This window comes from Ruegeria atlantica (genome assembly GCF_013032005.1).
GTDB classification, from domain to species: Bacteria; Pseudomonadota; Alphaproteobacteria; order Rhodobacterales; family Rhodobacteraceae; genus Ruegeria; species Ruegeria atlantica_A.
Map to the genome: position 1 here is coordinate 258039 of NZ_WQBE01000005.1, position 23371 is coordinate 281409.

Consider the following 23371-nt stretch of genomic DNA (forward strand, 5'->3'; position numbering starts at 1 on the left):
GCACAGACAATTGTCGATTGACGCGCAAAGAAACCACTCTTATCCAGCCAGTTCCACCCCGGTTTTGCGCAATACCTCGGCAATTTTGGCACCGTCTTGAACTGGGCCTGGTGCTTCACGATCAAGGTCCGCGAACATCTCGATGGCGCGCGAACCCCTGCCGCTTATCTCAAGCAGATGTGCGCCCCCGGGGCCAAACTTGAAACTGTGTACTGTCCCGGCCGGGAAATGAACCAGCGTACCGGCGGGGGCGCTTCTGGTTTCCCCGTCCATGACAAATTCGACCTCGCCTTTCACCACAAAAAAGGTCTCATCCCATGGGTGCGTGTGGGGCGGTGGGCCATTGCCTTCGTGACCGTAATTGAGCGTGACTGCATAATCCCCGATCTGTTCAAGACGTGCTAGCACAGTGATTTTGTCACCAAGAACGTTCAGGGGTTCAGGGTAGTCGGAAGGTGAGGTGATAAAAGGTGTTTTCATGGTGTACTCCTGTCTGTTCTCGGGGCGTATCCCGTTCAAATCAATCAATGAACCTGCCCCAGCAGCGCGCCGGTGCCGTTGATCATAGCATTTGTCGGAAGGTCTGGGGACTTTTACAAAAGTGCAGCAGCACCGGCATATATCTTGCGCATGATCGGTTGTTGCGGTCTTGTGGCCGGGAAGTTCTATACCCATCAGGAGCCCACTTTGGATTGGCGTGATCACGGCATCCTTCTGACCTCGCGCCGCCACGGCGAAACGGCGGCGATCATCGAGGTTTTTACCGAAGGCCACGGTCGCCATGCTGGGGTTGTGCGCGGGGGCGCCAGCCGCAAGACCGCGCCGATCCTGCAACCGGGGGCGCAGTTGGACGTTCTGTGGCGCGCGCGACTTGAGGAACATATCGGAACGTTTCAGGTTGAACCCCTGCGATCCCGCGCGGCGGCGGCGTTTTCGGGGCGCTTGGCGCTGGCCGGGTTAAACGCTGTTGTCTCCTTGTTGTCCTTTTGTCTGCCGGAACGAGAGCCGCACCCTGCCGTCTACAATCAGACGGAACAGCTGATGGATTTGCTGGGCCAGGATGAAATCTGGCCGCTGGCTTATCTACGGTGGGAACTGGCCATGTTGGAAGAGCTTGGGTTCGGGCTTGATTTGTCCGTATGCGCCGTGACGGGCGCACGTGAGGGGCTTATTTATGTCTCGCCCAAATCCGGTCGGGCGGTCAGCGGCGAAGCGGCAGGGGAATGGGCGGATAAGCTGTTACCTCTGCCGCCTTGCCTGCGCGGAGAAGGCGCTGCGCCGGACGCAGAGATCGCAGCGGGTTTGCAAACGACCGGGTATTTTCTGGAACACCGCGTGGCCCCGTCGCTGGGGCACCACCCGTTGCCAGAGGCGCGGGAACGATTTGTGGTTCAGTTTACTCGACGGCTGTAAACACCATCTCGTGCCCGTCTTCATTTCGCAGGATCAATACATCACCAGAGACCTCGGATTGAGTCATGGCCATAAGGGCTGCGAAGTAGAACCCTTCAGCCTCAAGCCCGGCACAGGCGGCGCGGGTCGCAGTCAGGTCTGCAATCTCAAACCACGGATATGGCGCGTTCAGAGTACCGCTGTAGCTGTTGCAAGGGGCATTTCCTGCTATCTTGCCTTCCTTGGGAAAGCGCAGCAGGGCGCTGGCCTCAAAGGGTTGCCCGTCGATCTCCTGCAACGCCCATGTTTGATCAGCCGCGCCGTAGGCAGCGACGGTTTCGTCTTTGTCGCATTGGAAAAGGGCCAGCAGGGGTAGGGTCAGGATCAGGCGGGTCATGGGATGGTCTTAGCGCAACCTTTGAGCGGACGGAACCGACGTCAGTAGGGGATCTCGCCGCTAATCAATTCTTCCCGGACCTCCAGACGAGGGCGCCAGTTATACTTGGTATCTTCCCGGACCGGCGCCCATGTCAGCGCGCCGCTGGCCCGCCAAGGGTCAAGGATGATCCCGTCATACATCGAATCCCCCTTGGCACTGATCAGAGCCGAGTGGTGGATGATCCGAAACGCCGTCGGCGGTGAAGTCGCCCAGTGCAGGTCCAGCGTGCGGAAATTCTCTTGCTTTAGGCGTGTGGTCATGGCCTGAGCCCAATCATTGCACAGCCCAAACTCGCGAAAGCCGTTGATGACCTTGGCGTTGTGGATGATGGCTGAGTCTGTGACGTTCCATTCCTGCTTCAATTGCTGGGAATAAGAGTAGGCAATCGTCGCGGCTTTGTTTGCCTCGGCCGGATCGACCTTGGGGCCAAGGGCCTGGATGGCCATCGCCAGATCGTCAATATCGCTTTGGCCGACGGTCGGTTGCTTGGTCGCGCATCCGCCAAGGACTATTGCCGCTAGAACCGCACACAGTGCGAAAAGTCGTCTGGTCATTTTTCGTGCCATTCTTTCTTGAGCGCAGGATGCTCTAACCAGGTTCGTACCTGAGATCAAAGGGGAAGTTCGCCATCAGCGGATCACAACCTGCCCCGAACAGAAAAAGACCCGGCGCCAGGGCCGGGTCAGTTGGGGAAACGGGAATACCGAAAACGGTCAGCTCAGCAGTCGTCTTGCGATAACCTGAGCCTGAATTTCAGCAGCCCCTTCGAAAATATTTAGAATACGTGCGTCGCACAGAACGCGGCTGATCTTGTATTCCAGCGCAAAGCCGTTGCCGCCATGGATTTGCAGACCGTTGTCCGCAGCCGCCCAGGCCACACGCGCGCCCAACAGTTTGGCCATACCTGCCTCAAGATCGCAGCGCTGGCCGTGATCCTTTTCCCAGGCCGAGAAATAGGTCAGCTGCCGCGCGATCATGATCTCAACCGCCATCATCGCCAGCTTGCCCGAGACACGGGGGAAGTTGATCAGCGATTTGCCGAATTGCTTGCGGTCCTGCGCGTATTGCATGGCGATATCCAGCGCACTTTGTGCCACGCCGATGGCGCGGGCGGCGGTCTGGATACGGGCCGACTCGAAGGTTTCCATCAGCTGTTTGAAGCCTTTGCCCTCTTCGCCACCCAGAAGGTTTTCCCCTTTCACATGGAAACCGTCAAAACCCAGCTCATATTCCTTCATGCCGCGATAGCCCAGCACTTCGATCTCGCCACCGGTCATGCCGGGGGTGGGGAAGGGGTTCTCGTCCGTGCCGGGTGTTTTTTCAGCTAGGAACATGGACAGGCCGCGGTGATCGGTAGTGTCCGGATTGGTCCGCGCCAGCAGGGTCATCACATGGGTTCGGGCCGCGTGAGTAATCCAGGTCTTGTTGCCGGTGATCTCATAGTCACCATCCGCGTTTTTGACGGCACGCGTGCGCAGGCTGCCCAAGTCGGATCCGGTGTTCGGTTCGGTGAACACAGCGGTGGGCAGGATCTCGGCGCTGGCCAGTTTCGGCAGCCAGTTGGCCTTTTGCTCGTCGGTGCCGCCTGCGATGATCAGCTCGGCCGCGATCTCGGACCGGGTGCCCAGCGAGCCGACGCCGATGTAACCGCGCGACAGTTCCTCGGACACCACGCACATCGAGGCTTTGGACAAGCCGAAGCCGCCGAATTCCTCGGGGATGGTCAGGCCGAAGACGCCCATTTCGGCCAGTTCTTCGATGATTTCGATCGGGATCAGCTCGTCCTTGAGGTGCCAGTCATGGGCGTTCGGTTCGACCTTTTCCTGTGCATAGCGGCGGAATTGGTCGCGGATCATTTCCAGTTCTTCATCCAGACCCGAGGCGCCGAACATGGTGGAACCGGCCTGATCACCCATCAGACCAACCAGTTGTGTGCGGGCGGCCTGTGTGTTGGCCTGAGCCATCAGCGTCTGGACTTCGGTGCATTGGAAACCAGACAGGGCGTCCCAGCCAAGGCCCATATCTTGCAGACGCACGACCTCTCCCTGGTTCATCGGGATGCCACCTGCGACCTGATGCAGGTACTCACCAAAGGCGATCTGATGCAACAGCTGTTCCATTTCGCCAAATTTGCCATCTGCATCCAGGGCTTCGGCCCAGCGTTGCATCTGTTGTAGTGATTGGTTGTACGTCGCCAGCCACGAAAGGCCGTGGGCGGCGGTTTGATTGGCTTCAATCAACGCGCCAGAGACCCGGCCGTCAGCGGTGACTATCCCGCGGACCGACTCGCGGGCGCGTTCAAAAACTGCTTCAACGGCAGGCAGGGCCGCGCGGGTCAGCGTCAGAAGGTCGGGCAAAATCGCGGATGTCGTCATATGGGTCATATCCTGTCCGTCATGGGCCATGAATCACGTCCTTCTTTAGAGTCGTCTGGTCATACCATGCTGCACGTGCAGCGCAACAAAAATGCGAATTAAGCAGTGAAAAAGTTCGAAAATTGCTTTGTCGATTTTGCGATGCAGCGCGCGCCAAGAGTGTTATCACGGGCGCATGACATTGTTTTCCTTACTCAGTCCGCATGACTTGATGCTGGCCGCCGCCCTTGCTTTTGTTGCGGGGTGGGTTAAGGGCATGGTTGGATTTGCCATGCCGATGGTTCTGGTGTCGGGGCTGAGTATGTTCTTGCCGCCCGATTTGGCGATCGCCGGGTTGATCTTACCAACGCTGGTAACCAACGTGTTTCAGGCCCTGCGCGAGGGGGTGCCCGCCGCCGTGTCCGCGATCAAGCAGTTCCGTACCTTCTTGATGGTAGGCTTTGTGTTCCTGCTGTTGGGGGCCCAGGTTGTCAGCGCCGTGCCCGCGTCCACGTTTCTGTTGATGATTGGCCTTCCGGTTACGGTTTTCGCGCTGTTTCAAGTGCTGGGAATGCAGTTGACACTGAGCAAACCATCGGCACGTGTCGAGGTGGGCATAGGCGCGATTGCCGGGTTTATCGGAGGGATGTCCGGCATCTGGGGGCCGCCAACCGTTGCCTATCTGACTGCACTGAACACACCGAAGGCAGTGCAGATGCGCGTGCAAGGCGTGATATACGGACTGGGTTCAGTGGCATTGTTGCTGGCGCACATAGCGTCGGGCATTTTGCGAGTCGAGACGGCACCTTTCTCGGTTGCTTTGGTCCTGCCGGCACTGTTTGGTATGTGGGCGGGCTTGCAGTTGCAATCACGAATCGATCAGGCGTTGTTTCGAAAGGTAACGTTGCTGGTTTTGCTGGTCGCAGGGGTGAATCTGCTTCGTCGCGCGCTAATCGGTTAGTGGCGCCTGTCCGCAAGCCGAAAGGCAAAATATAGCCCCAGCATCAGGAAAAACAGGCCTGAGATATCACCGATCAGAAAGGCGACATATTCGACGCGCGCGCTGCCAAAAGCCAGATTGGTCAACCCCGAGACAAGGAAGGAGGTGACGATCCCAACCCCCATGACGCATAACCAACAAGGTTTGCGATCCGGTCGGGGAAACAGATCCCAACCTGCCCACTTAAATAGATAGAACACCGCAGGAACGGTGGTGACGGCAATGAATATCGCCATCAGTCGGCTTGGCAGAAACACGTCGCTGCCGCCGAGAACGGCAAAAACCAGGAAAACGCCGGGAAACAAGGCGAAAATCGCCCGCCATCCTAACAGCCACGCCGATAGAACCCGCACCCCGTGCGGAAGAAACAAAAGACTGGCCCGACTGGGGTATTCCGGAAAAAACACGTTCTGAAGCGGCATCAGGACCTCAAAAGTGAGGTACGATGCGACGACATAAGCCGATGAGGCAAAGAGCGTGTCAGTAGCCCACCTGCGCACGTTGATCAGCCACCTGTACGCAGGAAGAAGGCATTACTTGGGTGCATGAACGATATACCGGCCCCGGTTGGCGGTGCCGCTTTGCGACAGATAGCCTTTCTGTACCAATGATTTCAGCGCACGAAAGAATGTCGGGCGCGAAACGCTTTGAACCAGCGTGTGTTCAATCAAACCGAATGTGCGCACTTCGTCGTCGGATTTGGACAGCTCTTCGGCGGCGTAATAAATGTCACGCTCAACCGGAGACAGCTGTTCCAGACCCAGCGTCCGTTCCATGCTCTGCATCAGTTTGCGCAGTTCGGTCAGTTTTGAGATTTCTGTCATATTCTACCTGTTGCTCTTCGTGTCGATGCCGCTGCTCGGCGGCAAAATGCGATATACCGATTTCTTAAACAATATCAGTAAGTCTCATATTGACACTCATCCCCTTTAGCTTACACTAGTCACGTTTTCAGGTTGCTCATCGTGCTGATGTGAGAGTTCGCCCGAGCCACCCAAAGGTCTTTTTACTTTCCGCCCGGTGCGTAAGCGCCGGGCTTATTCATTTCAATAGCGTCGAAATTACCTCAGGCAGGCATGCCGGGCAACGCATTTGTACGTGAAGTCTGCATTATGCAACTTTAGAGAGAGTATTTTCGCGATACCCTCAAAGGAAAAAGGGGGCGTCAGCGCCCCCTTGTCCAATTACCCGATTGCAACGGCTTTGATGTCGTCGTCGATGAACGGCAGGTACTGCTCAAAGTTCTCGGCGAACATCTTCACCAGTTTCTCGGCCTGTTTGTCGAATGCCGCCTGATCGTCCCAAGTGCGGCGCGGGTCCAGCAGAACCTCGGCTACGCCGGGTACGGTCACCGGCACGTCAAAGCCGAAATTTGCGTCCTTGCGGAATTCGGCATCACGCAGCGAACCGTCCAGTGCCGCAGTCAGCAGCGCACGGGTGGCTCTGATCGGCATCCGCGAGCCAACGCCGTAGGCACCGCCGGTCCAGCCGGTATTCACCAGCCAGCAGGTCGCGCCGTGCTGAGCGATTTTTTCACGCAGCAGGTTGCCGTAAACTTCCGGACGGCGCGGCATGAACGGCGCGCCGAAACAAGTCGAGAAGGTCGGCTGGGGTTCGGTGACGCCACGCTCGGTTCCGGCCACTTTGGATGTGAAGCCCGACAGGAAGTGGTACATCGCCTGTGCCGGGGTCAGTCGCGCGATCGGAGGCAGAACGCCGAACGCATCGCAGGTCAGCATGATGATGTTCTTAGGGTGACCACCCAGTGCGCTGCTGGACGCATTCGAGATATACTCGAGCGGATAAGCGCAGCGCATGTTTGCGGTCAGCGAGTCGTCGTCGAAATCCAGTTCCTTGGTTTCGGGGTCGAAAACCATGTTTTCGATGACCGTGCCGAATTTGCTGGTTGTCGCATAGATTTCCGGCTCGGCCTCGGCATTCAGATTGATGGTCTTGGCATAGCAGCCGCCTTCGAAGTTGAAGGTGCCGCGATCCGACCAGCCATGCTCGTCGTCACCGATCAACGTACGCGACGGGTCGGCCGACAGGGTAGTCTTACCCGTGCCGGACAGGCCAAAGAAAACAGCGGTGTCGACTGGATTGCCAACCGCGTGGTTGGCCGAGCAATGCATCGGCATCACACCTTTTTCCGGCAGCATGTAGTTCAACAGGGTGAATACGGACTTTTTGTTTTCACCTGCGTATTCAGTGCCGCCGATCAGGATCAGCTTGCGATCGAAGTTCAGTGCAATCACCGTCTCAGACTGGCAGCCGTGCTTTTTCGGGTCGGCCTGGAAGCTGGGGCAGTTGATGATGGTGAAATCCGCGATGAATTCATCCAAATCCTCGCGATCCGGACGGCGCAACAGGTGGCGGATGAACAGGTTGTGCCAGGCCAGCTCGGTGACCATCCGAACGTTGATCGAATAGGCTGGGTCTGCTCCGCCAACGAGGTCCTGCACGAAATAATCCCGGCCCTTCATGTGAGCCAGCATATCATCATAAAGCGCGTCAAAGCCTTTTGGGCTCATCTCGGCGTTGTTTTCCCACCAGATAGAGTCAAGAACGCTTTCAGTTTTGACGACATGTTTGTCCTTGGGTGAGCGACCGGTAAACTTGCCGGTAGTGACCAGAAATGCCCCGCCGTTGCCAAGTGTACCCTCGCCACGCTTCAACGCCTCTTCAATCAGCGCCGGTTCCATGAAGTTGTAATAGACATTGCCCAATCCCTCGATGCCCTGATCTTCGAGGCGGAATTGCGGGTTAACCCGTCCAGATGTCATGTGTGTCTTCTCCTGTGGCGGCGCATTGGCGATTGGCCTGGATGCGCTCTTGGGGCATTTGCCGGAAAAACCCGGCGGTCAGGCGCCTCTTATCACGGTCGTTTAGGGCATGAACAGGACGGTTTGGCGCAGTTAGCGCCACCAAGCTCAAGTTTAGCGCCACCAAGAATTTCCTGATGGAAATCTGGGCAGTATTTTGCGGGCTGCAAGGCATTTTTGCCGCATAGCTGCCGCAAGAATGGCATGATTCGCAGTTACGGATTGATTCGGCGCGTCAAAACCGCCAACAATGACTTACAAAAAAGCGTATTATTGCGTAGGTGAGCAGGAATAGGGGTGAACCCGATGTCAAAGATTGCACTGGTGGACGACGACAGAAACATTCTGACGTCCGTGTCCATGACGCTCGAAGCTGAAGGATTCGAAGTCGAAACCTATAATGATGGGCAGGCGGCTCTGGATGCTTTCAACAAGAAACTGCCCGATATGGCCGTGCTGGATATAAAGATGCCGCGTATGGACGGTATGGATCTGTTGCAACGGCTGCGACAGAAAACCCAGATGCCGGTGATCTTTCTGACCTCGAAAGATGATGAAATCGATGAGGTTTTGGGCCTGCGCATGGGCGCGGACGACTATGTAAAAAAGCCCTTTTCCCAACGTTTGCTGGTCGAACGCATCCGCGCATTGCTGCGTCGACAAGAGGCGACGGCGGGTGATGCGACCAACGCCAATACCGGCGAAACCAAGGTGATGGAACGTGGCGAATTGCGGATGGACCCGTTGCGCCATGCGGTCAGTTGGAAGGGTGCGGATGTATCGTTGACGGTGACCGAGTTCTTGCTGCTTCAGGCGTTGGCGCAGCGACCGGGCTTTGTCAAAAGCCGTGATCAGCTGATGGATGTTGCATATGATGACCAAGTCTATGTCGACGACCGGACCATCGATAGCCACATCAAGCGCCTGCGCAAGAAAATGCGCACCGCAGACCCTGAGTTTTCGGCCATCGAAACGCTGTATGGTATCGGATACAGGTACAACGAAGAATAAGTGTGGCCACTGAGAAGGGGTAACCGGGTCTCGTGCGCGATACGGAACAAGCAAACGAGTTGCGCGACGGTGACGTCGTTCTGGGGGATGATTGGGTCATCCCACAAGACCCGGATTCGGCTGAACTCCGGGCCTCGCGCCGACGTCGCAACATGTTCTCGCTGCGCGGGTCGCCCCTTGCGCGTCGGATTATTACCTTCAATCTGATTGCCCTTGTGATCCTAGTCACCGGGTTGCTGTATCTCGACGATTCTCGCGAAGAGCAGGTCCAGCAGACTGCGCGCAACCTGATCGGGGACGCGCAGCTAGTCAGCAATGTGTTCGAAGCCCAGCTGCGTCAAAACCAATCCGGAACCGCACAGGATGCGGCGGCGTTGGACGTTAAGGATACGCTGGCGGGGCTTAGCCTGCCTGACGGCGGCGAGGTCTTTGTCTATGACATGGATGGAACGCTGATCGGCTGGACGCGCGGAGTTTCGACCTCAACGCAGACCTATGCACTGCTGAAAACCGAAGCCGAAGTGCAGACCGGAAGTACCCTGATCAGTGACGCACTGAACGCTGTGTGGACCGGGCTGTCCCGGGTGTTCACCCGTTCCGACCCCGACGAAGCACCAACGCTGGCGCAGCGCGTGCAGGAAATCATTCCATTGTCGATTCAGGGGCAGAAGCAGATTGAGGCGGTAAAGGATGACGCTGGTCAAACGGTCATCGTGGCAGCGGCTCCGATCCTGCAAAGCGGCGAGCCGGTGGGCGCCGTCGCAATGGCTGGTCCTGCTGGACAGATTGACGCGCTGGCCCGGCGCGCGCAGGAACGCATTTTGCAGATGTTTGTTGTGGCATTGCTGGTGTCCATCGGTCTCAGCCTTGTTTTGGCCTCGACCATCGCCAACCCGTTGGCCGATCTGGCCGCTGCGGCCGAGATGGGCAAAGATCGCGGTGCCGGGGTAAATCCCGGCCGTATCCGCATCCCGGACCTCAGTGCGCGGCCGGATGAAATCGGACGCCTCAGCCGCGCCCTGCGTGGGATGGTAACAGCGCTGTATAATCGTATCGATGCGAATGAACAGTTTGCCGCCGATGTGGCGCATGAGATCAAGAACCCGTTGGCCAGCCTGCAATCCGCGGTGGGAACCCTGCGCGTGGTCAAACGCGACGACCAACGCGACAAGTTGTTGGGCGTGATCGAACATGATGTGCGGCGGCTGGATCGTCTGGTCAGCGATATTTCGAACGCATCGCGTCTGGATGCCGAACTGGTCAAAGAAGAGGAACAACCCTTTGATCTGCTGAAATTGCTGGGCAATATCGGTCAATATCTGGGCGAAGAGGCCCGTACCAAAGGCATCGACTATATCACTGACCTGCCGTCTCAGCCGATTATCGTGAACGGGCTCGAAGCGCGACTGGCGCAGGTATTCGTCAACCTGATCACCAATGCGATTTCTTTCTGCGAAGACAGCGATGCCATTCGCGTCTGGGTGCGGCGTCGCGAAAACCGGGTATTGATCGTGGTCGAGGATACCGGCCCGGGCATCCCGGAACAGGCGCTGACCAAAATCTTCAAACGGTTCTATTCACAGCGTCCCGACGAGCATTTCGGCAATAACTCGGGCCTTGGGCTGGCGATCTCGAAACAGATTGTCGAGGCCCATGGCGGCGTGATTTGGGCCGAGAACATCCGCCCAACCGAGGCAGATATTACATCAGACCCACAAGGCGCGCGCTTTGTCGTGGGGCTGCCTGTATAAGCGCATGAGCGGCAAGACCCTCTTGGACATCCAACATCAAGACAAGGCCATCCTCCATGCGACATGTGTTGCCGTCGACGGGCAAGGCGCATTGATTCTGGGGCAGTCGGGTTCGGGCAAATCGGCGCTGGCCTTGCAGATGATGGCGCATGGCGCAACTTTGGTGGCTGACGACCGAGTTGCCCTGTCGATGGTGGGCGATACGGCTATGGCTGATACTGCTCCAAACCTACGTGGATTGATCGAGGCACGGGGCATTGGTTTGCTTCGGGCGCACACGGCGGGGACAACGCCGATCCGCTATGTGGTGGATCTTGATCAAAACGAATCCGCCCGCTTGCCCGATCCCGATAAGACCCTAGTTCTAAAGCAATCCGTTCCCTTGCTACGGGCGGCAGGCGTCCCCAATTTGGCGGCAGCACTCATGCAACTTTTGAAAATGGGACGCGTGGACCCGGAATGGCCCAGCACATGACTTCGCAACGGCGCATCGTTCTGGTAACCGGCCCCTCGGGCGCCGGGCGCTCGACGGCGATTCGCGTTCTTGAAGATCTGGGTTTTGAAGCCATCGATAACCTGCCGATGGGTCTTTTGATGCGCCTGCTGGACGGTCCGCAAAGCGATCGTCCTATGGCGCTGGGCATCGACGCACGCAACCGCGATTTCTCGACCATCGGGTTTATTGAGCTGGCGGTCCGGCTGCGGCGGATGGAGCAGGTAGACTTGACTACCCTCTATCTGGATTGCAGCGACGAGGTATTGCTGCGGCGTTTCTCGGAAACCCGGCGTAGGCACCCTGTGGCCACAGATGCCAGCCCGGAAACCGGTGTGCGGCAGGAAAAAGAACTGTTGGCTCCGATCCGCGAAATCGCCGACACATTGATCGACTCCAGCCCGCTGAACGTCCACCAATTGCGCGAAGAGGTCGAACGCTGGTTCGCTCCCAAAGGCGGACGGCATCTGGCTGTTTCGATTGAATCTTTCTCGTACAAGCGCGGTTTGCCGCGCGGGTTGGATATGGTGTTTGACTGTCGGTTTCTGGACAATCCGTACTGGCGCCCTGACTTGCGGGCGAAAGATGGTCGAAACCCCGATGTCGCGCGCTATGTACAATCGGACACGAACTACGCACCTTTTTTCGACCGGGTGGTGGATCTGCTAAAACTCTTGTTGCCGACCTTCCGTGCCGAAGGCAAAGCACACCTGTCCGTGGCCTTTGGGTGTACCGGAGGGCAACACAGATCGGTGGCCATGGCCGAAGCGGTTGCAAAGGCCCTTGCAGAGGAGGGGCAGCAAGTGGCAATTAGGCACCGCGAAATAGAACGTCGATCGTTGAATGTGAGGCCGGATTGATCGGGATCGTACTCGTAGCACATGGTGGGTTGGCCAAAGAGTATCTGGCCGCCATGCAACATGTGGTCGGAAAGCAGCCCGGCCTAGTCGCGATTTCGATCGAGGCTGACCACGACCGTGCCGCAAAACAGGCTGAAATCTGTGCGGCTGCTGACAGCGTCGATGTCGGGGATGGGGTTGTTGTTGTAACTGATCTGTTCGGGGGCAGCCCGTCGAACCTGAGCTTGCGGGCCTGCGCGCCACAGGATCGCCGTATCCTTTACGGTGCAAATCTGCCTATGTTGATCAAACTGGCCAAAACCCGCCACCTGCCCATAGCAGATTCAGTACGGCAGGCGATGGAGGCTGGACGCAAATATATCAATGCGCAAAACATTACATTAGAAGAAGACCGGACAGATTAAGAATGACCAATCGAAGCCTGAAAATCATTAATGAAAAAGGTTTGCATGCCCGCGCCTCGGCCAAGTTGGTTGAGGTGGTCGAGGGCTTTGACGCACAGGCCGAAGTATCCAAAGACGGATTTTCTGCATCCGGCGATAGTATAATGGGCCTTTTGATGTTGGCAGCCTCGCGCGGAACGACTATTGACGTCGAGACGTCCGGACCGGATGCTGAGGCGTTGGCTGATGCCTTGGAAACCCTGGTGAACGACAAGTTCGGGGAAGGTTTCTGATTTCATCCGCCGCGCAACGAAGAACGGGAAGACCTGGAATTGGCGGAAACAACGCACGAGACGAAGACCGGCCCAGTGGTGGATGGGACCACAGATCAGGGTGAGATCTACGATCGTAGAACCCTGACCTATGCGAATTCGTTCGATGATGTCTGGACGTCGACGGCCATTCGCGCCATCGAATGGTGTACTGGCAAGCTGACCATTCTGCGTATGGTCAACAAATTCGAAAAGAAGAACGAATATTATCGCGGCCAACGGTTCTGGGGTGGTGCGCTCAAGACGATGGGCATCGACCTGACCACCCCTCAGGAACAAATCGCCCGTATACCTAAAGAAGGTCCCGTTGTTGTGGTGGCGAACCACCCCCACGGTATGGTTGACGGGATGATCTTGGCTGAACTCATTGGCCAGGTGCGCAGCGATTACCGCATCCTGACCCGTTCTGTTCTGACGGGGCTGGACGAAGCCGCGACATCGTTCATGATCCCAGTGCCATTTCCCCATGACCCCGAGGCGCAAACCAAGATGCTGGAAATGCGCAGCAAGTCGATGGACCACCTGAAAGAAGGTGGTGTCGTTGCCTTGTTCCCGTCAGGCGTGGTGATGTCCTCGGACGACTGGTTCGGCCCGGCGCAAGAGCGGGAGTGGAACGTGTTCACTGCCAAGATGATCCGCCGGTCCGGTGCCAAAGTGGTTCCGATCTTCTTTCCGGGCAGAAACTCTCGCGCCTATCAGATTGCCAACAAGCTGTCCCCGATCCTGCGACAAGGCCTTCTGCTGCATGAGATCGTGCGGTCGTGCAACAAACCGCAATCACCGGTTATCGGCGATCCGATCTCGGACGAGGACATGCAATTGCTGGAACGCGACCCGCGTGGCTTCATGGCTTGGCTCAGAAAACGCACAATGTCGCTGGCCGAAACGCAAAAAAACTGATCCGTTTCTTAATCTGGCCAAAATACCTCGGGGGTGAGGGGGCTGACCCCCTCTGCCTTAGCGGGTCGGAATCGGAACCTCGCCCCGATAGTCATAAAACCCGCGTTCGGTTTTTCGGCCCAGCCATCCGGCTTCGACATATTTGGTCAGCAACGGGCAGGGGCGGTATTTTGTGTCGGCTAATCCTTCGTGCAACACGTTCATGATCGCCAAACAGGTGTCCAAACCAATGAAATCGGCCAATTCCAACGGCCCCATCGGGTGATTGGCGCCCAATTTCATGGACTGGTCGATGGATTGCACATTGCCCACGCCTTCGTACAAGGTATAGACTGCCTCGTTGATCATCGGCATCAGAATGCGGTTCACGATGAAGGCGGGGAAATCCTCGGCGCTGGCGGCGGTTTTACCCAGACGATCCACCACGGATTTGCAAGTGTTGAAGGTTTCTTCGTCCGTGGCGATCCCGCGGATCAATTCGACCAGCTGCATCACTGGCACCGGGTTCATAAAGTGAAACCCCATAAACCGTTCAGGCCGGTCCGTACGACTGGCCAGGCGGGTGATTGAAATTGACGACGTGTTCGACGTCAGAATCGTGTGCGGTTGCAGGTGCGGCTGCAAATCCTCGAAGATCGCCTGCTTGATTGATTCTCGCTCGGTGGCGGCCTCGATCACCAGGTCCGTTTGCCCCAGTTCCGGCAATTCCAGTGTCGTCTTTACGCGTTTCAGGGCGGCTTGCATCGCCTCATCGGTAATTTTCCCGCGCGAGGCCTGACGCGCCATGTTGCCTTCGATTGCGGCGACGGCAGCTTCCAGTGCATCCTGGTTCACGTCATTCAGCAGAACGTCATATTCCGCAAGGGCCAGGACGTGGGCGATACCATTGCCCATCTGGCCTGCGCCAATCACTCCGACTGATTTTACGTCCATGTTCTGATGCCTCTGTGTCTCGGGATTGAAGGGACAGTACCGGCAGATCGGTAGGGGCGGCAAGGGGATCGGACCCATCGAATTTGTCTAAATTGCGCGCATTAGGAATTTCTCAAGACATGCGGCTGCAAGATGGCAACCGGGTGAAAAATGGGTGAGTGTTATGAGCTATCATCAAACAGGCTCGGCAGGTGCCGGGCATGCCGTATGCCAATACGGTCAATCACGTCTTTGGTTTCGGGGACCAGAGAGGTCTTTGGACACGGCCTATATGGCTTGTGTCGGCGGGAATGAGACCTATGGGCGATTTGTTGACCGTCCTTATGCAGCGATTCTAGAGGACAGGCTGGACCGGCGCTGCCTGAATTTGGGCAGCCTGTTTTGCGGCGTCGAGGCGCTGTGCGGCGATGCAGGCCTGTTCACGCTGTTGAATGGGGCTGAACTGTGTGTGTTACAGGCGCCCGGGGTTCTGAGCCAGTCAAACCACTTTTACCGTGTCCATCCTCGGCGCAACGACCGGGTTTTGGCACCAACTCAGGATCTGATCGACCTCTACCCCAAGGTTGACTTTACCGATGTCCATTTTGTGGGCCACCTGATGCGGCGGCTGCAAGACTATCAGGATGCCCGCTTTGAGGTTGTGGCAGAAGAGCTGCGTCGTAACTGGGTTCGGAAAATCAGCGACCTGCTGCAAAGGTTGAAGGTACCGGTCCTGCTGCTGGCGCTGAAGGTGCTGCCGCAAAAAAATGATGAACATCAGGAAGAGAGGGCACCAATGACAGTCACTCCTGAAATGCTAAAGGCCGTGCGGCCTTTCTGCGCCGATTGTGTCGAAGGCACGGCTTGTGTGTCCGGGCATTCAAATGAGCTTGAGGATATGTTGTTCGGTACGTTGCAACAGCCGATGGCCGAGCACATGATTGGCCCAGCGGCACATCGGTCAATCGCGGATGCACTGGTTAGTCCAATTCGGAACCTGCAATGAATAAGGCCCGCCAAATGGCGGGCCTTGCAAGATTTTTCATCAAAAAATCTTATCCTGCAATCAGTCGAGCTTTTCGGTCAGTTCTGGCACGGCCTGGAACAGGTCGGCAACCAGTCCGAAGTCTGCGACCTGGAAGATCGGTGCTTCTTCGTCCTTGTTGATCGCGACGATGACCTTGCTGTCCTTCATGCCAGCCAGGTGCTGGATCGCACCCGAGATACCGACGGCGACATACAAGTCCGGGGCAACAACCTTACCGGTCTGCCCAATCTGCCAGTCGTTCGGCGCATAGCCCGAATCGACCGCCGCGCGCGAGGCACCAACCGCCGCGCCCAACTTGTCGGCCAGACCTTCGATCAGTTTGAAATCGTCTTCCGAGCCGACACCACGTCCGCCCGACACAACGACCCCAGCCGAAGTCAGTTCCGGCCGGTCGCTTTCGGCCACCTTGTCCTCGACCCAGGACGACAGGCCTTCGGAGCCCGGAACCGAAACGGTCTCGACCGCGGCCGATCCGCCTTCGCCCGCCGCGTCAAAGCTGGCGGTCCGCAAGGTGACGACCTTTTTGGCGTCGTTCGATTTCACGGTCTGGATGGCGTTGCCCGCATAGATCGGGCGCTCGAAGGTCGAGCCGTCGACCACGCCCGACGCGTCCGAGATCACCATCACGTCCAGCAGCGCGGCAACGCGCGGCATCACGTTCTTGGCGTCGGTGGTGGCAGGGGCAACGATATGTTCATAGTCGCCTGCGAGGCTGACGATCAGCGCAGCGGTCGATTCCGCCAGGCGATGACCCAGCGAGTCGTCTTCGGCAACCAGAACCTTGGACACACCGTCGATCTTGGCAGCGGCTTCTCCAGCAGCAGCGGCGGAACCGCCAGCGGCCAGAACGGTAATGTCGCCCAGAGCCTTGGCGGCATTGACGGCCTTGGCGGTGGCGTCCAGCGCCAGCTCGCCATTGTTAACCTCGGCAAGAAGAAGAACAGCCATTACACAGCCCCCGCATCTTTGAGTTTCGTAACCAGCTCATCAACCGAGCCGACAATGATGCCCGCAGCACGCGCCGGCGGCTCTTCGGTCTTGACGATCTCAAGGCGCGGGGAAACGTCTACGCCGTAATCGGCGGCGGTCTTCTCCTCCAGCGGCTTTTTCTTCGCCTTCATGATGTTGGGCAGCGACGCATAGCGCGGCTCGTTCAGGCGCAGATCAACGGTCACGATGGTCGGCATCTTGACGCTGATGGTCTGCAGGCCGCCGTCCACCTCGCGGGTGATTTTGGCGGCGTCGCCTTCGATGTCCAGCTCGGACGCGAAGGTGCCTTGCGACCAACCCAGCAGGGCCGACAGCATCTGACCGGTGGCGTTCATGTCATTGTCGATCGCCTGCTTGCCCGCCAGAACGATGCCGGGCTGCTCTTCTTCGACCACTTTGGCCAGGATCTTGGCGACGGCCAGCGGCTCGATGTCTTGATGCACGTCATCGGCGGCCACAACCAGAATGGCGCGGTCGGCGCCCATGGCCAGCGCGGTCCGCAGGGTTTCTTGCGCCTGCTTGACGCCAATCGAAACGGCTACAACCTCTTCGGCCTTGCCGGCTTCTTTCAGGCGGATCGCCTCTTCCACCGCAATCTCGTCGAACGGGTTCATCGACATTTTGACATTGGCGAGATCGACACCGCTACCGTCCGCTTTCACGCGAACCTTCACATTGTAGTCAATCACGCGTTTGACAGGCACGAGTACCTTCATTTTAGCGCTTGCTCCTCACAAAAAACGGTAAGCCGCGTTGCGACTCCACCAATGCTCTCGGACGACTGAATAACGTCTGAATTCGCCCTGCAACAGAGCAAAATCGTCACGTCATGGGTTTGGGACGTCGCGTTTCGTGTTTTTTGACGTTAAGGTCCGCGACTTAGCGGTTCGCTCCCGGAACCCAAAGCACATCCTGCGTGCCGTTTTCATTGGCGCAACGTGCGGCGACGAAGAACCAGTCGCTGAGACGGTTGAGGTATTTCACCGCAACCGTGTTCACCGGTTCCATATTGGTCAGCTCTACCGCCAGCCGTTCGGCCCGGCGTGAAACAGTGCGGCACACGTGAAGATGTGCCGCCAGACGCGAACCACCCGGCAGAATGAAGCTGCGCAGCGGCTCCAATGCTTCGTTCATGGCGTCGATTTCCGCTTCCAATCGGTCGATCTGGGCTGGCACGATGCGCAGCGGGGGATAGTCGGCCTCGGCATCCTTTTCCATGTCGGGACGGCAGAAATCGGCGCCCAAATCGAACAAATCGTTCTGGATACGGGACAGGGCGGCTTCGACATCGCCCTCGGCTTCGGTGCGGGCCACGCCAACAAATGCGTTCAACTCGTCAACAGTGCCATAGGCAGCAACACGGCCGGAATACTTTGCAACACGCTCACCATTGCCCAGAGCGGTTTTGCCGTCATCGCCAGTGCGAGTGTAAATCTTGTTGAGAACGACCATCTATTGGGCTCCTTGTCCACGCAACCAGACGTAAAGCACGATCAGCACCACGGCAATGAACTGAAACAGGATACGCAGGCGCATCATCTTGTTGCTTTTCATCGCGGCCTCTTTACCGCTTTTGCCAAAGTTTGAGATGCCAATCGCCAGCACGACGACAACAGCCGCCATGGCCAACAGCAAAACGACCATCATTAGGTCCATGGGTGCACCGTCCGCGTTTTTTGTTTCCTTGGGCTATCATCTAGCCCCGTAGGTGTGAAAAGCGAACGGGTAATATTGCCTCAGACGTCCGACAGAATGCGATCAATCGTGCGGGTCGGCAGAACGCGTCGCAGGTATCCGGCGATATAAGTCGGCGTCGTCACATAGTATCGCGCGCGTGGCCGTTTTGATTCGACCGCATGGGCCAGCTTGTCGGTTACCGCCGACGCGGGTAGTTCGAACCGATCCGGCCCCGAGGATTCGTACAGTCTTTTCAACAACGAAGATTCGTACCGCTCTCGCAGGGGCGAGTTCTGCCAGTTGATGAATTTTTCAAAGAAGGGGATCGAGTTTTCGCGGATTTTCGAGGTGATCGGGCCGGGCTCGATCAGGATAACCTTGATGTCGGTATCTGCCAGTTCCAGGCGCAGCGTGTCCGTCAGACCTTCGACCGCGTACTTCGTGGCCACATAGGCGCCGCGCCAGGGATAGGCCACCAGGCCCAGCACGGACGAGTTCTGAACGATTCGCCCATGTCCTTGCGCCCTCATGGCTGGAATCACCTGCCGGGTCAGCTCGTGCCAGCCAAAAAAATTGGCCTCGAAAATTGCGCGCAAGCCATCCGTCGGCAAATCCTCGACCGCACCGGGCAGGCCATGCGCGCCATTGTTGAACAACGCATCCAGCGTGCCACCCGTCGCCTCAAACACCGAAGCCAGCCCCGCGGTGATGCTGTCGGCGTCGGTGTAATCAATATGCGGGCTTTCAAACCCTTGAGCCCGCAGCCGGTCGCAATCTCGCTGCTGACGGCAGGAGGCAAACACTCGCCAACCTCGGGCGCGCATGCCGTGCGCCGCATCCAGTCCAATGCCCGAGGAGCAGCCGGTGATAAGAATGGTCTTTTGCATGGTCTTCCTGAATCTGAACCTGATCTATAGCTATGGCGAGGTTCAGGTCAGGACAATGACACGGCTGCGTCAGTTCGCGATTTTTCGCACTAGCGAGGCCGAAATCCATCCGACCTGTTGCTGAGGCAACACGCGCAGGCGCAGCCAGCCGGTTCCGGATTCGCTTAGTACTTCGACCTTCTGACCGATGGTGGCCTTGCCGACAATCGGATAGATCGTACCCGGCCCGTCGCGCATGTTCACGCGGGTTCCCGAAATCTCGCGAATGTCTTTTTCGGGCTCGGGGATGGCGGGTGTTTCGGCCACATCTTCCTGTACGTCATCCGTGATCTGGCGCAGCCCGGCGACACCGTCCTCAAGCGAAGCAAGCGTGATGTTGGCGTCTTGGTCCGCGAAAACCGTAATGGTTGAGAAAGACCCCAGCGTGGCATCATCGGCCACAAATTCGACCACCTCTTCCACGGCGGGCTTGGGTTGCACACGTGCAGTTGGCGCACGAACTGCGACATTGGTCACAAGCTCTTCGGCCTGGGCAGGAGCAATGGTTTGCGTCGGGGCGGTTGCAATACGAGCGGGTTGCTCGGCACGCAGGCCACGCGGTTCGAAATCCGGCCCGCCGCTCATTACGTAAAAGCACCAACCAAGTGCAGCGAAAGTAAAAACAACAAGGCGCGTCATGGCGCATCCCCCAGGGTCAATCGTAAGATACAAGAAATAGGCAGCAGTCTAATCCAGTCAGCGTAGCATATTTCAGGGTCCAAGTCGAAAGACGGGGGAAATCGGGGGGTTGCCTCCCCCTGTTGCAAAAAGCGCCACTTGTCCCCAGTAAAATGCGTGCTGCTCGCTTTACCAGCGCGCGGTTGCGGCGTATCACATCATGTATGACCGATACGATCGACGACCCCAACATGGAGGCCCCCGACAACGGGGGCGAGATAGCCGAACCGCTACGCCGCGCGATTGGCGAACGCTATCTGACCTATGCTTTGTCCACCATCATGCACCGGGCGCTGCCTGATGCGCGCGACGGGCTGAAGCCGGTTCACCGGCGAATCCTGTATGCGATGCGCGAGTTGCGACTCAGTGCGACGGGTGGTTTCCGGAAGTCTGCGAAGATTTCCGGCGACGTGATGGGCAACTATCACCCGCACGGCGACGCCGCGATTTACGATGCGATGGCGCGTCTGGCGCAGGACTTCAACGTCCGTTACCCGCTGGTCGACGGGCAGGGGAACTTCGGCAATATCGACGGCGATAACCCGGCGGCCTCGCGATACACCGAGGCACGGATGACCATCGTCGCCGAGGCGCTGCTTGAGGGTCTGAACGAGGACGCCGTCGATTTCCGCGATAACTATGACGGCACGCTGACCGAACCGGTCGTGCTGCCCGCGCAGTTTCCAAACCTGCTGGCAAATGGCTCCAGCGGCATCGCGGTTGGTATGGCGACAAACATTCCGCCGCATAACATTGCCGAGCTGTGTGACGCCTGCCTGCATCTTATCAAAACACCTGACGCGCGCGACGACACTCTGCTGAACTATGTGCCCGGCCCCGATTTCCCGACCGGTGGCGTCATTGTCGAGCCGCCTGAGAATATCGCGCAGGCCTATCGCACCGGGCGCGGGTCCTTCCGTCTGCGCTGTAAGTTCGAGGTTGAGGATCTGGGCCGTGGCCAGTGGCAGATCATTGTCACCGAGATTCCGTATCAGGTTCAGAAATCCAAGCTGATCGAAAAGATCGCCGAGCTTATCCAGACCAAGAAAATTCCAATTCTCGCTGATGTGCGCGACGAATCCGCCGACGACATCCGCCTGATCCTTGAGCCACGTTCCAAGAATGTGGACCCCGAGGTGTTGATGGGAATGCTGTATCGCAACTCGGACCTTGAGGTGCGGTTCAGCCTGAACATGAACGTGCTGATCGACGGGGTCACGCCCAAGGTCTGCTCGATGAAGGAAGTTCTGCGCGCCTTCCTCGATCATCGGCAAGAGGTGCTGCTGCGACGTTCGCGTCACCGTATGGCCAAGATCGACCACCGCCTTGAGGTGTTGGAAGGCTTTATCGTCGCCTTCCTGAACCTCGACCGTGTGATCGACATTATCCGCTACGACGACGACCCCAAAGCCGCGCTGATGCGCGAGGACTGGGGGATCGATCATGTCCGTGCCACAAGTGAGGCCGACTATGTCTCACCCAAACCGGGTGAGGGCGAGCTGTCCGAGGTTCAGGTCGACGCGATCCTCAACATGCGCCTGCGCAGCTTGCGCCGTCTGGAAGAGATGGAACTGGTGCGCGAGCGCGACGCGTTGATGATGGAGCGCGCCAATCTTGAAGACTTGCTGGCCGATCCGGCCTTGCAATGGGCCAAGATCGCCGAGCAGTTGAGAGAGACCAGAAAGACCTTTGGCAAAGACTACGAAGGCGGTGCGCGCCGTACCCAGTTTGCCGAAGCCGGACAGGTTGAAGAGGTTCCCCTTGAGGCGATGATCGATAAGGAACCGATCACGGTCGTCTGCTCTCAGATGGGCTGGATTCGCGCCATGACCGGGCATATCGACCTGAAGCGCGAGTTGAAATTCAAGGATGGCGACGGCCCGCGTTTCATCTTCCACGCGGAAACGACGGACCGGCTGCTGGTGTTTGCCTCGAACGGGCGGTTTTACACGGTCAGCGCCGCCAACCTGCCCGGCGGGCGAGGCATGGGCGAGCCGCTGCGTCTGATGGTCGATCTACCGAACGAAGCGCAGATCATCGACATCCTGATCCATAAACCCGGGCGCAAGCTGCTTGTGGCCTCGGATGCGGGTAACGGGTTCATGGTGCCCGAGGATGAGGTGCTGGCCCAGACCCGCAACGGTAAACAGGTGCTGAACGTCAAAGGCGAAGAAACCGCAATGATCTGTAAGCCCATCGATGGCGATCACGTGGCGGTGGTGTCTCAGAACGGTAAGTTCCTGGTCTTCCCAACCGAAGAATTGCCCGAGATGACCCGCGGCAAAGGCGTGCGTCTGCAGAAATACAACATGGCGCGTGGACGGCAGGGCACACTTGAGCTGGATGGCGGCTTGTCCGACCTGACCACCTTCAACTGGGAAGAGGGTCTCAAGTGGTCGATGGGTGGGGATAAAACCCGGCACGAGGCGGATATGTCCCAATGGCTCGCCAAGCGCGCCAGTGTTGGGAAAAAGCCACCCTATGGTTTCCCGCGTGACTATAAATTCTCGTGATTATGCGCTGGACGCAGGTAGAATTTCGCTGATACGGCTTGGCACAGGCCGTATCGGTGCGCTAGACCAAAGAAAAACAGGCCTATCGAGATGAACCTATGCTGCGCATTCTGACTTTGATCACCGGATTGGCCCTTATGGGCGCCTGCACGCAAACGCAGCTTTATGAAGAGCCGGAATCGCTGGGCGAATTCAAGTTGCGGGTCAATTATGCCTTTGCTGACAAGGCGGTGCAGGGGCCGGTCAGCCGCGATGCCACACCGGATGAATGGACCGCTGCTATTCAGAACGCTGTTGATATCCGGCTGGGTCGCTATGAAGGCGTGCAGGAATACGACATCGGTATCAGCCTCGAAGGCTATATGCTTGCGCCTCCGGGTATCCCGGTCATCTATAATCCGAAAAGCACGGCCATTGTCTTGGTCAACGTCTATGACGTGAACAAAAAAGAGTTCCTTGCCAAGGGCAAGCAGTTCCAGGTTCTCGAGGACACGACCGGCGGCAGTGCTTTGAAGGGCTCTGGCCACGAACGGACCAAAGAAGAGCAAATGAGCGGGCTTGCACTGAAGGTCGCGGACCGTGTCGAGGAATGGTTGGCCGAGGAACATAAAGACAATGGCTGGTTTGATCGTCGTCCAGACCTGATCCAACCGCTCGAATCCGGTGTTGTTACGCAAAATCCGGCATCTTAAGTTGCTTTTCACGCAGGATGTGCTTGATTTTCCCCTTTGAACCAAATATCTCGCGCGCGCAGATGTAACCACGGGACCAAGGGTCCCCCAAATCGCAAAAGGGCGCCTGAGGAATGGCAAAGGAAAAGTTTGAGCGTACAAAACCGCACGTCAACATCGGCACGATTGGGCACGTTGACCACGGTAAAACCACGCTGA

Annotated in this window: 27 protein-coding genes; 13 read left to right on the forward strand and 14 right to left on the reverse strand. The window is 57.7% G+C overall.

Annotated elements, in window-relative coordinates; translation table 11 throughout:
• Window positions 1-39: 39 nt before the first annotated feature.
• Window positions 40-480 (reverse strand): cupin domain-containing protein, encoded by a 441-nt coding sequence (locus GOX21_RS12225; RefSeq protein ID WP_170377519.1) that lies wholly within the window; start codon window positions 478-480, stop codon window positions 40-42.
• A gap of 207 nt (window positions 481-687) precedes the next feature.
• Here GOX21_RS12225 and recO point away from each other — a divergent pair, with 207 nt between their 5' ends.
• Complete coding sequence (gene recO, locus GOX21_RS12230; RefSeq protein ID WP_170377521.1) at window positions 688-1413, forward strand: DNA repair protein RecO; 726 nt, start codon at window positions 688-690, stop codon at window positions 1411-1413.
• Here the strand turns inward: recO and GOX21_RS12235 are convergent.
• The 3 genes from GOX21_RS12235 to GOX21_RS12245 form a co-directional block, all read right to left on the reverse strand.
• Window positions 1397-1789: an META domain-containing protein gene (locus tag GOX21_RS12235; protein ID WP_170377523.1), complete on the reverse strand. Its 393-nt coding sequence runs from the start codon at window positions 1787-1789 to the stop codon at window positions 1397-1399. The genes recO and GOX21_RS12235 overlap by 17 nt on opposite strands.
• A 41-nt stretch (window positions 1790-1830) precedes the next feature.
• Entirely contained in the window at window positions 1831-2385 is a 555-nt protein-coding gene (locus GOX21_RS12240) for a hypothetical protein (RefSeq protein ID WP_170377524.1), read from the reverse strand.
• A gap of 159 nt (window positions 2386-2544) precedes the next feature.
• On the reverse strand, window positions 2545-4236 hold the full coding sequence (locus GOX21_RS12245) for an acyl-CoA dehydrogenase family protein (protein ID WP_170377526.1): 1692 nt from the start codon (window positions 4234-4236) through the stop codon (window positions 2545-2547).
• A gap of 145 nt (window positions 4237-4381) precedes the next feature.
• On the opposite strand from GOX21_RS12245, the gene GOX21_RS12250 reads away from it, so the two are divergent.
• Window positions 4382-5146, forward strand: a complete 765-nt coding sequence (locus tag GOX21_RS12250; RefSeq protein WP_170377528.1) for a sulfite exporter TauE/SafE family protein — start codon at window positions 4382-4384, stop codon at window positions 5144-5146.
• On the opposite strand, the gene GOX21_RS12255 is transcribed toward GOX21_RS12250, so the two are convergent.
• The 3 genes from GOX21_RS12255 to GOX21_RS12265 form a co-directional block, all read right to left on the reverse strand.
• On the reverse strand, window positions 5143-5607 hold the full coding sequence (locus tag GOX21_RS12255) for a hypothetical protein (RefSeq protein ID WP_174818874.1): 465 nt from the start codon (window positions 5605-5607) through the stop codon (window positions 5143-5145). The genes GOX21_RS12250 and GOX21_RS12255 overlap by 4 nt on opposite strands.
• Before the next feature lie 111 nt (window positions 5608-5718).
• On the reverse strand, window positions 5719-6009 hold the full coding sequence (locus GOX21_RS12260) for a hypothetical protein (RefSeq protein ID WP_170350384.1): 291 nt from the start codon (window positions 6007-6009) through the stop codon (window positions 5719-5721).
• Window positions 6010-6369: 360 nt separating this feature from the next.
• Window positions 6370-7968, reverse strand: a complete 1599-nt coding sequence (locus tag GOX21_RS12265) for a phosphoenolpyruvate carboxykinase (protein WP_170350385.1) — start codon at window positions 7966-7968, stop codon at window positions 6370-6372.
• Window positions 7969-8313: 345 nt separating this feature from the next.
• On the opposite strand from GOX21_RS12265, the gene GOX21_RS12270 reads away from it, so the two are divergent.
• The 7 genes from GOX21_RS12270 to GOX21_RS12300 are packed head-to-tail and all read left to right on the forward strand — an operon-like array spanning window position 8314 to window position 13737.
• Window positions 8314-9018, forward strand: a complete 705-nt coding sequence (locus GOX21_RS12270) for a response regulator transcription factor (RefSeq protein WP_170350387.1) — start codon at window positions 8314-8316, stop codon at window positions 9016-9018.
• 32 nt (window positions 9019-9050) lie between these two features.
• Entirely contained in the window at window positions 9051-10769 is a 1719-nt protein-coding gene (locus GOX21_RS12275) for an ATP-binding protein (protein WP_170377531.1), read from the forward strand.
• A 4-nt stretch (window positions 10770-10773) separates the two neighbouring features.
• A complete protein-coding gene (locus GOX21_RS12280) occupies window positions 10774-11244 on the forward strand; it encodes an HPr kinase/phosphorylase (protein ID WP_170350390.1) in 471 nt (156 codons plus the stop codon).
• The gene (gene rapZ / locus GOX21_RS12285) at window positions 11229-12122 is read left to right on the forward strand and encodes an RNase adapter RapZ (RefSeq protein WP_254428536.1); all 894 of its coding nucleotides are present in this window, start codon (window positions 11229-11231) and stop codon (window positions 12120-12122) included. The genes GOX21_RS12280 and rapZ overlap by 16 nt, the downstream gene beginning before the upstream one ends.
• Window positions 12119-12526: a PTS sugar transporter subunit IIA gene (locus GOX21_RS12290; protein WP_170350392.1), complete on the forward strand. Its 408-nt coding sequence runs from the start codon at window positions 12119-12121 to the stop codon at window positions 12524-12526. The genes rapZ and GOX21_RS12290 overlap by 4 nt, the downstream gene beginning before the upstream one ends.
• 2 nt (window positions 12527-12528) lie before the next feature.
• Window positions 12529-12798, forward strand: coding sequence for an HPr family phosphocarrier protein (locus GOX21_RS12295; RefSeq protein ID WP_170328297.1), 270 nt, complete (start codon window positions 12529-12531; stop codon window positions 12796-12798).
• 39 nt (window positions 12799-12837) lie between these two features.
• Window positions 12838-13737 carry a lysophospholipid acyltransferase family protein gene (locus GOX21_RS12300; RefSeq protein WP_170350394.1) on the forward strand — a complete coding sequence of 300 codons (900 nt, stop codon included), beginning with the start codon at window positions 12838-12840 and terminating at the stop codon, window positions 13735-13737.
• Between the two features lie 57 nt (window positions 13738-13794).
• Here the strand turns inward: GOX21_RS12300 and GOX21_RS12305 are convergent, their stop codons facing one another.
• Entirely contained in the window at window positions 13795-14670 is an 876-nt protein-coding gene (locus GOX21_RS12305; RefSeq protein WP_170377533.1) for a 3-hydroxybutyryl-CoA dehydrogenase, read from the reverse strand.
• Between the two features lie 163 nt (window positions 14671-14833).
• Here GOX21_RS12305 and GOX21_RS12310 point away from each other — a divergent pair, with 163 nt between their 5' ends.
• Complete coding sequence (locus GOX21_RS12310) at window positions 14834-15655, forward strand: DUF6473 family protein (RefSeq protein ID WP_254428537.1); 822 nt, start codon at window positions 14834-14836, stop codon at window positions 15653-15655.
• 60 nt (window positions 15656-15715) lie between these two features.
• Here GOX21_RS12310 and GOX21_RS12315 read toward each other — a convergent pair whose 3' ends face one another.
• The 6 genes from GOX21_RS12315 to GOX21_RS12340 form a co-directional block, all read right to left on the reverse strand.
• The gene (locus GOX21_RS12315) at window positions 15716-16645 is read right to left on the reverse strand and encodes an electron transfer flavoprotein subunit alpha/FixB family protein (protein ID WP_170377535.1); all 930 of its coding nucleotides are present in this window, start codon (window positions 16643-16645) and stop codon (window positions 15716-15718) included.
• A complete protein-coding gene (locus GOX21_RS12320; protein WP_170360063.1) occupies window positions 16645-17403 on the reverse strand; it encodes an electron transfer flavoprotein subunit beta/FixA family protein in 759 nt (252 codons plus the stop codon). Before GOX21_RS12320 ends, GOX21_RS12315 begins: the two co-directional genes overlap by 1 nt.
• A gap of 163 nt (window positions 17404-17566) precedes the next feature.
• Window positions 17567-18139, reverse strand: a complete 573-nt coding sequence (locus tag GOX21_RS12325; RefSeq protein WP_170377537.1) for a cob(I)yrinic acid a,c-diamide adenosyltransferase — start codon at window positions 18137-18139, stop codon at window positions 17567-17569.
• Window positions 18140-18343 (reverse strand): twin transmembrane helix small protein, encoded by a 204-nt coding sequence (locus GOX21_RS12330; protein ID WP_170350405.1) that lies wholly within the window; start codon window positions 18341-18343, stop codon window positions 18140-18142.
• Window positions 18344-18423: 80 nt separating this feature from the next.
• Window positions 18424-19251 (reverse strand): SDR family NAD(P)-dependent oxidoreductase, encoded by an 828-nt coding sequence (locus GOX21_RS12335; protein WP_170360068.1) that lies wholly within the window; start codon window positions 19249-19251, stop codon window positions 18424-18426.
• A 69-nt stretch (window positions 19252-19320) separates the two neighbouring features.
• Window positions 19321-19929 carry an SH3 domain-containing protein gene (locus tag GOX21_RS12340; RefSeq protein WP_254428538.1) on the reverse strand — a complete coding sequence of 203 codons (609 nt, stop codon included), beginning with the start codon at window positions 19927-19929 and terminating at the stop codon, window positions 19321-19323.
• 203 nt (window positions 19930-20132) lie between these two features.
• On the opposite strand from GOX21_RS12340, the gene GOX21_RS12345 reads away from it, so the two are divergent.
• From GOX21_RS12345 to GOX21_RS12355, 3 genes are all read left to right on the forward strand, one after another.
• Window positions 20133-22481 carry a DNA topoisomerase IV subunit A gene (locus GOX21_RS12345; protein WP_170377539.1) on the forward strand — a complete coding sequence of 783 codons (2349 nt, stop codon included), beginning with the start codon at window positions 20133-20135 and terminating at the stop codon, window positions 22479-22481.
• A 98-nt stretch (window positions 22482-22579) separates the two neighbouring features.
• Window positions 22580-23173, forward strand: a complete 594-nt coding sequence (locus tag GOX21_RS12350) for a hypothetical protein (protein WP_170360073.1) — start codon at window positions 22580-22582, stop codon at window positions 23171-23173.
• Window positions 23174-23286: 113 nt separating this feature from the next.
• On the forward strand, window positions 23287-23371 hold an 85-nt coding region (locus GOX21_RS12355), incomplete at its 3' end, for a GTP-binding protein (protein ID WP_170377556.1).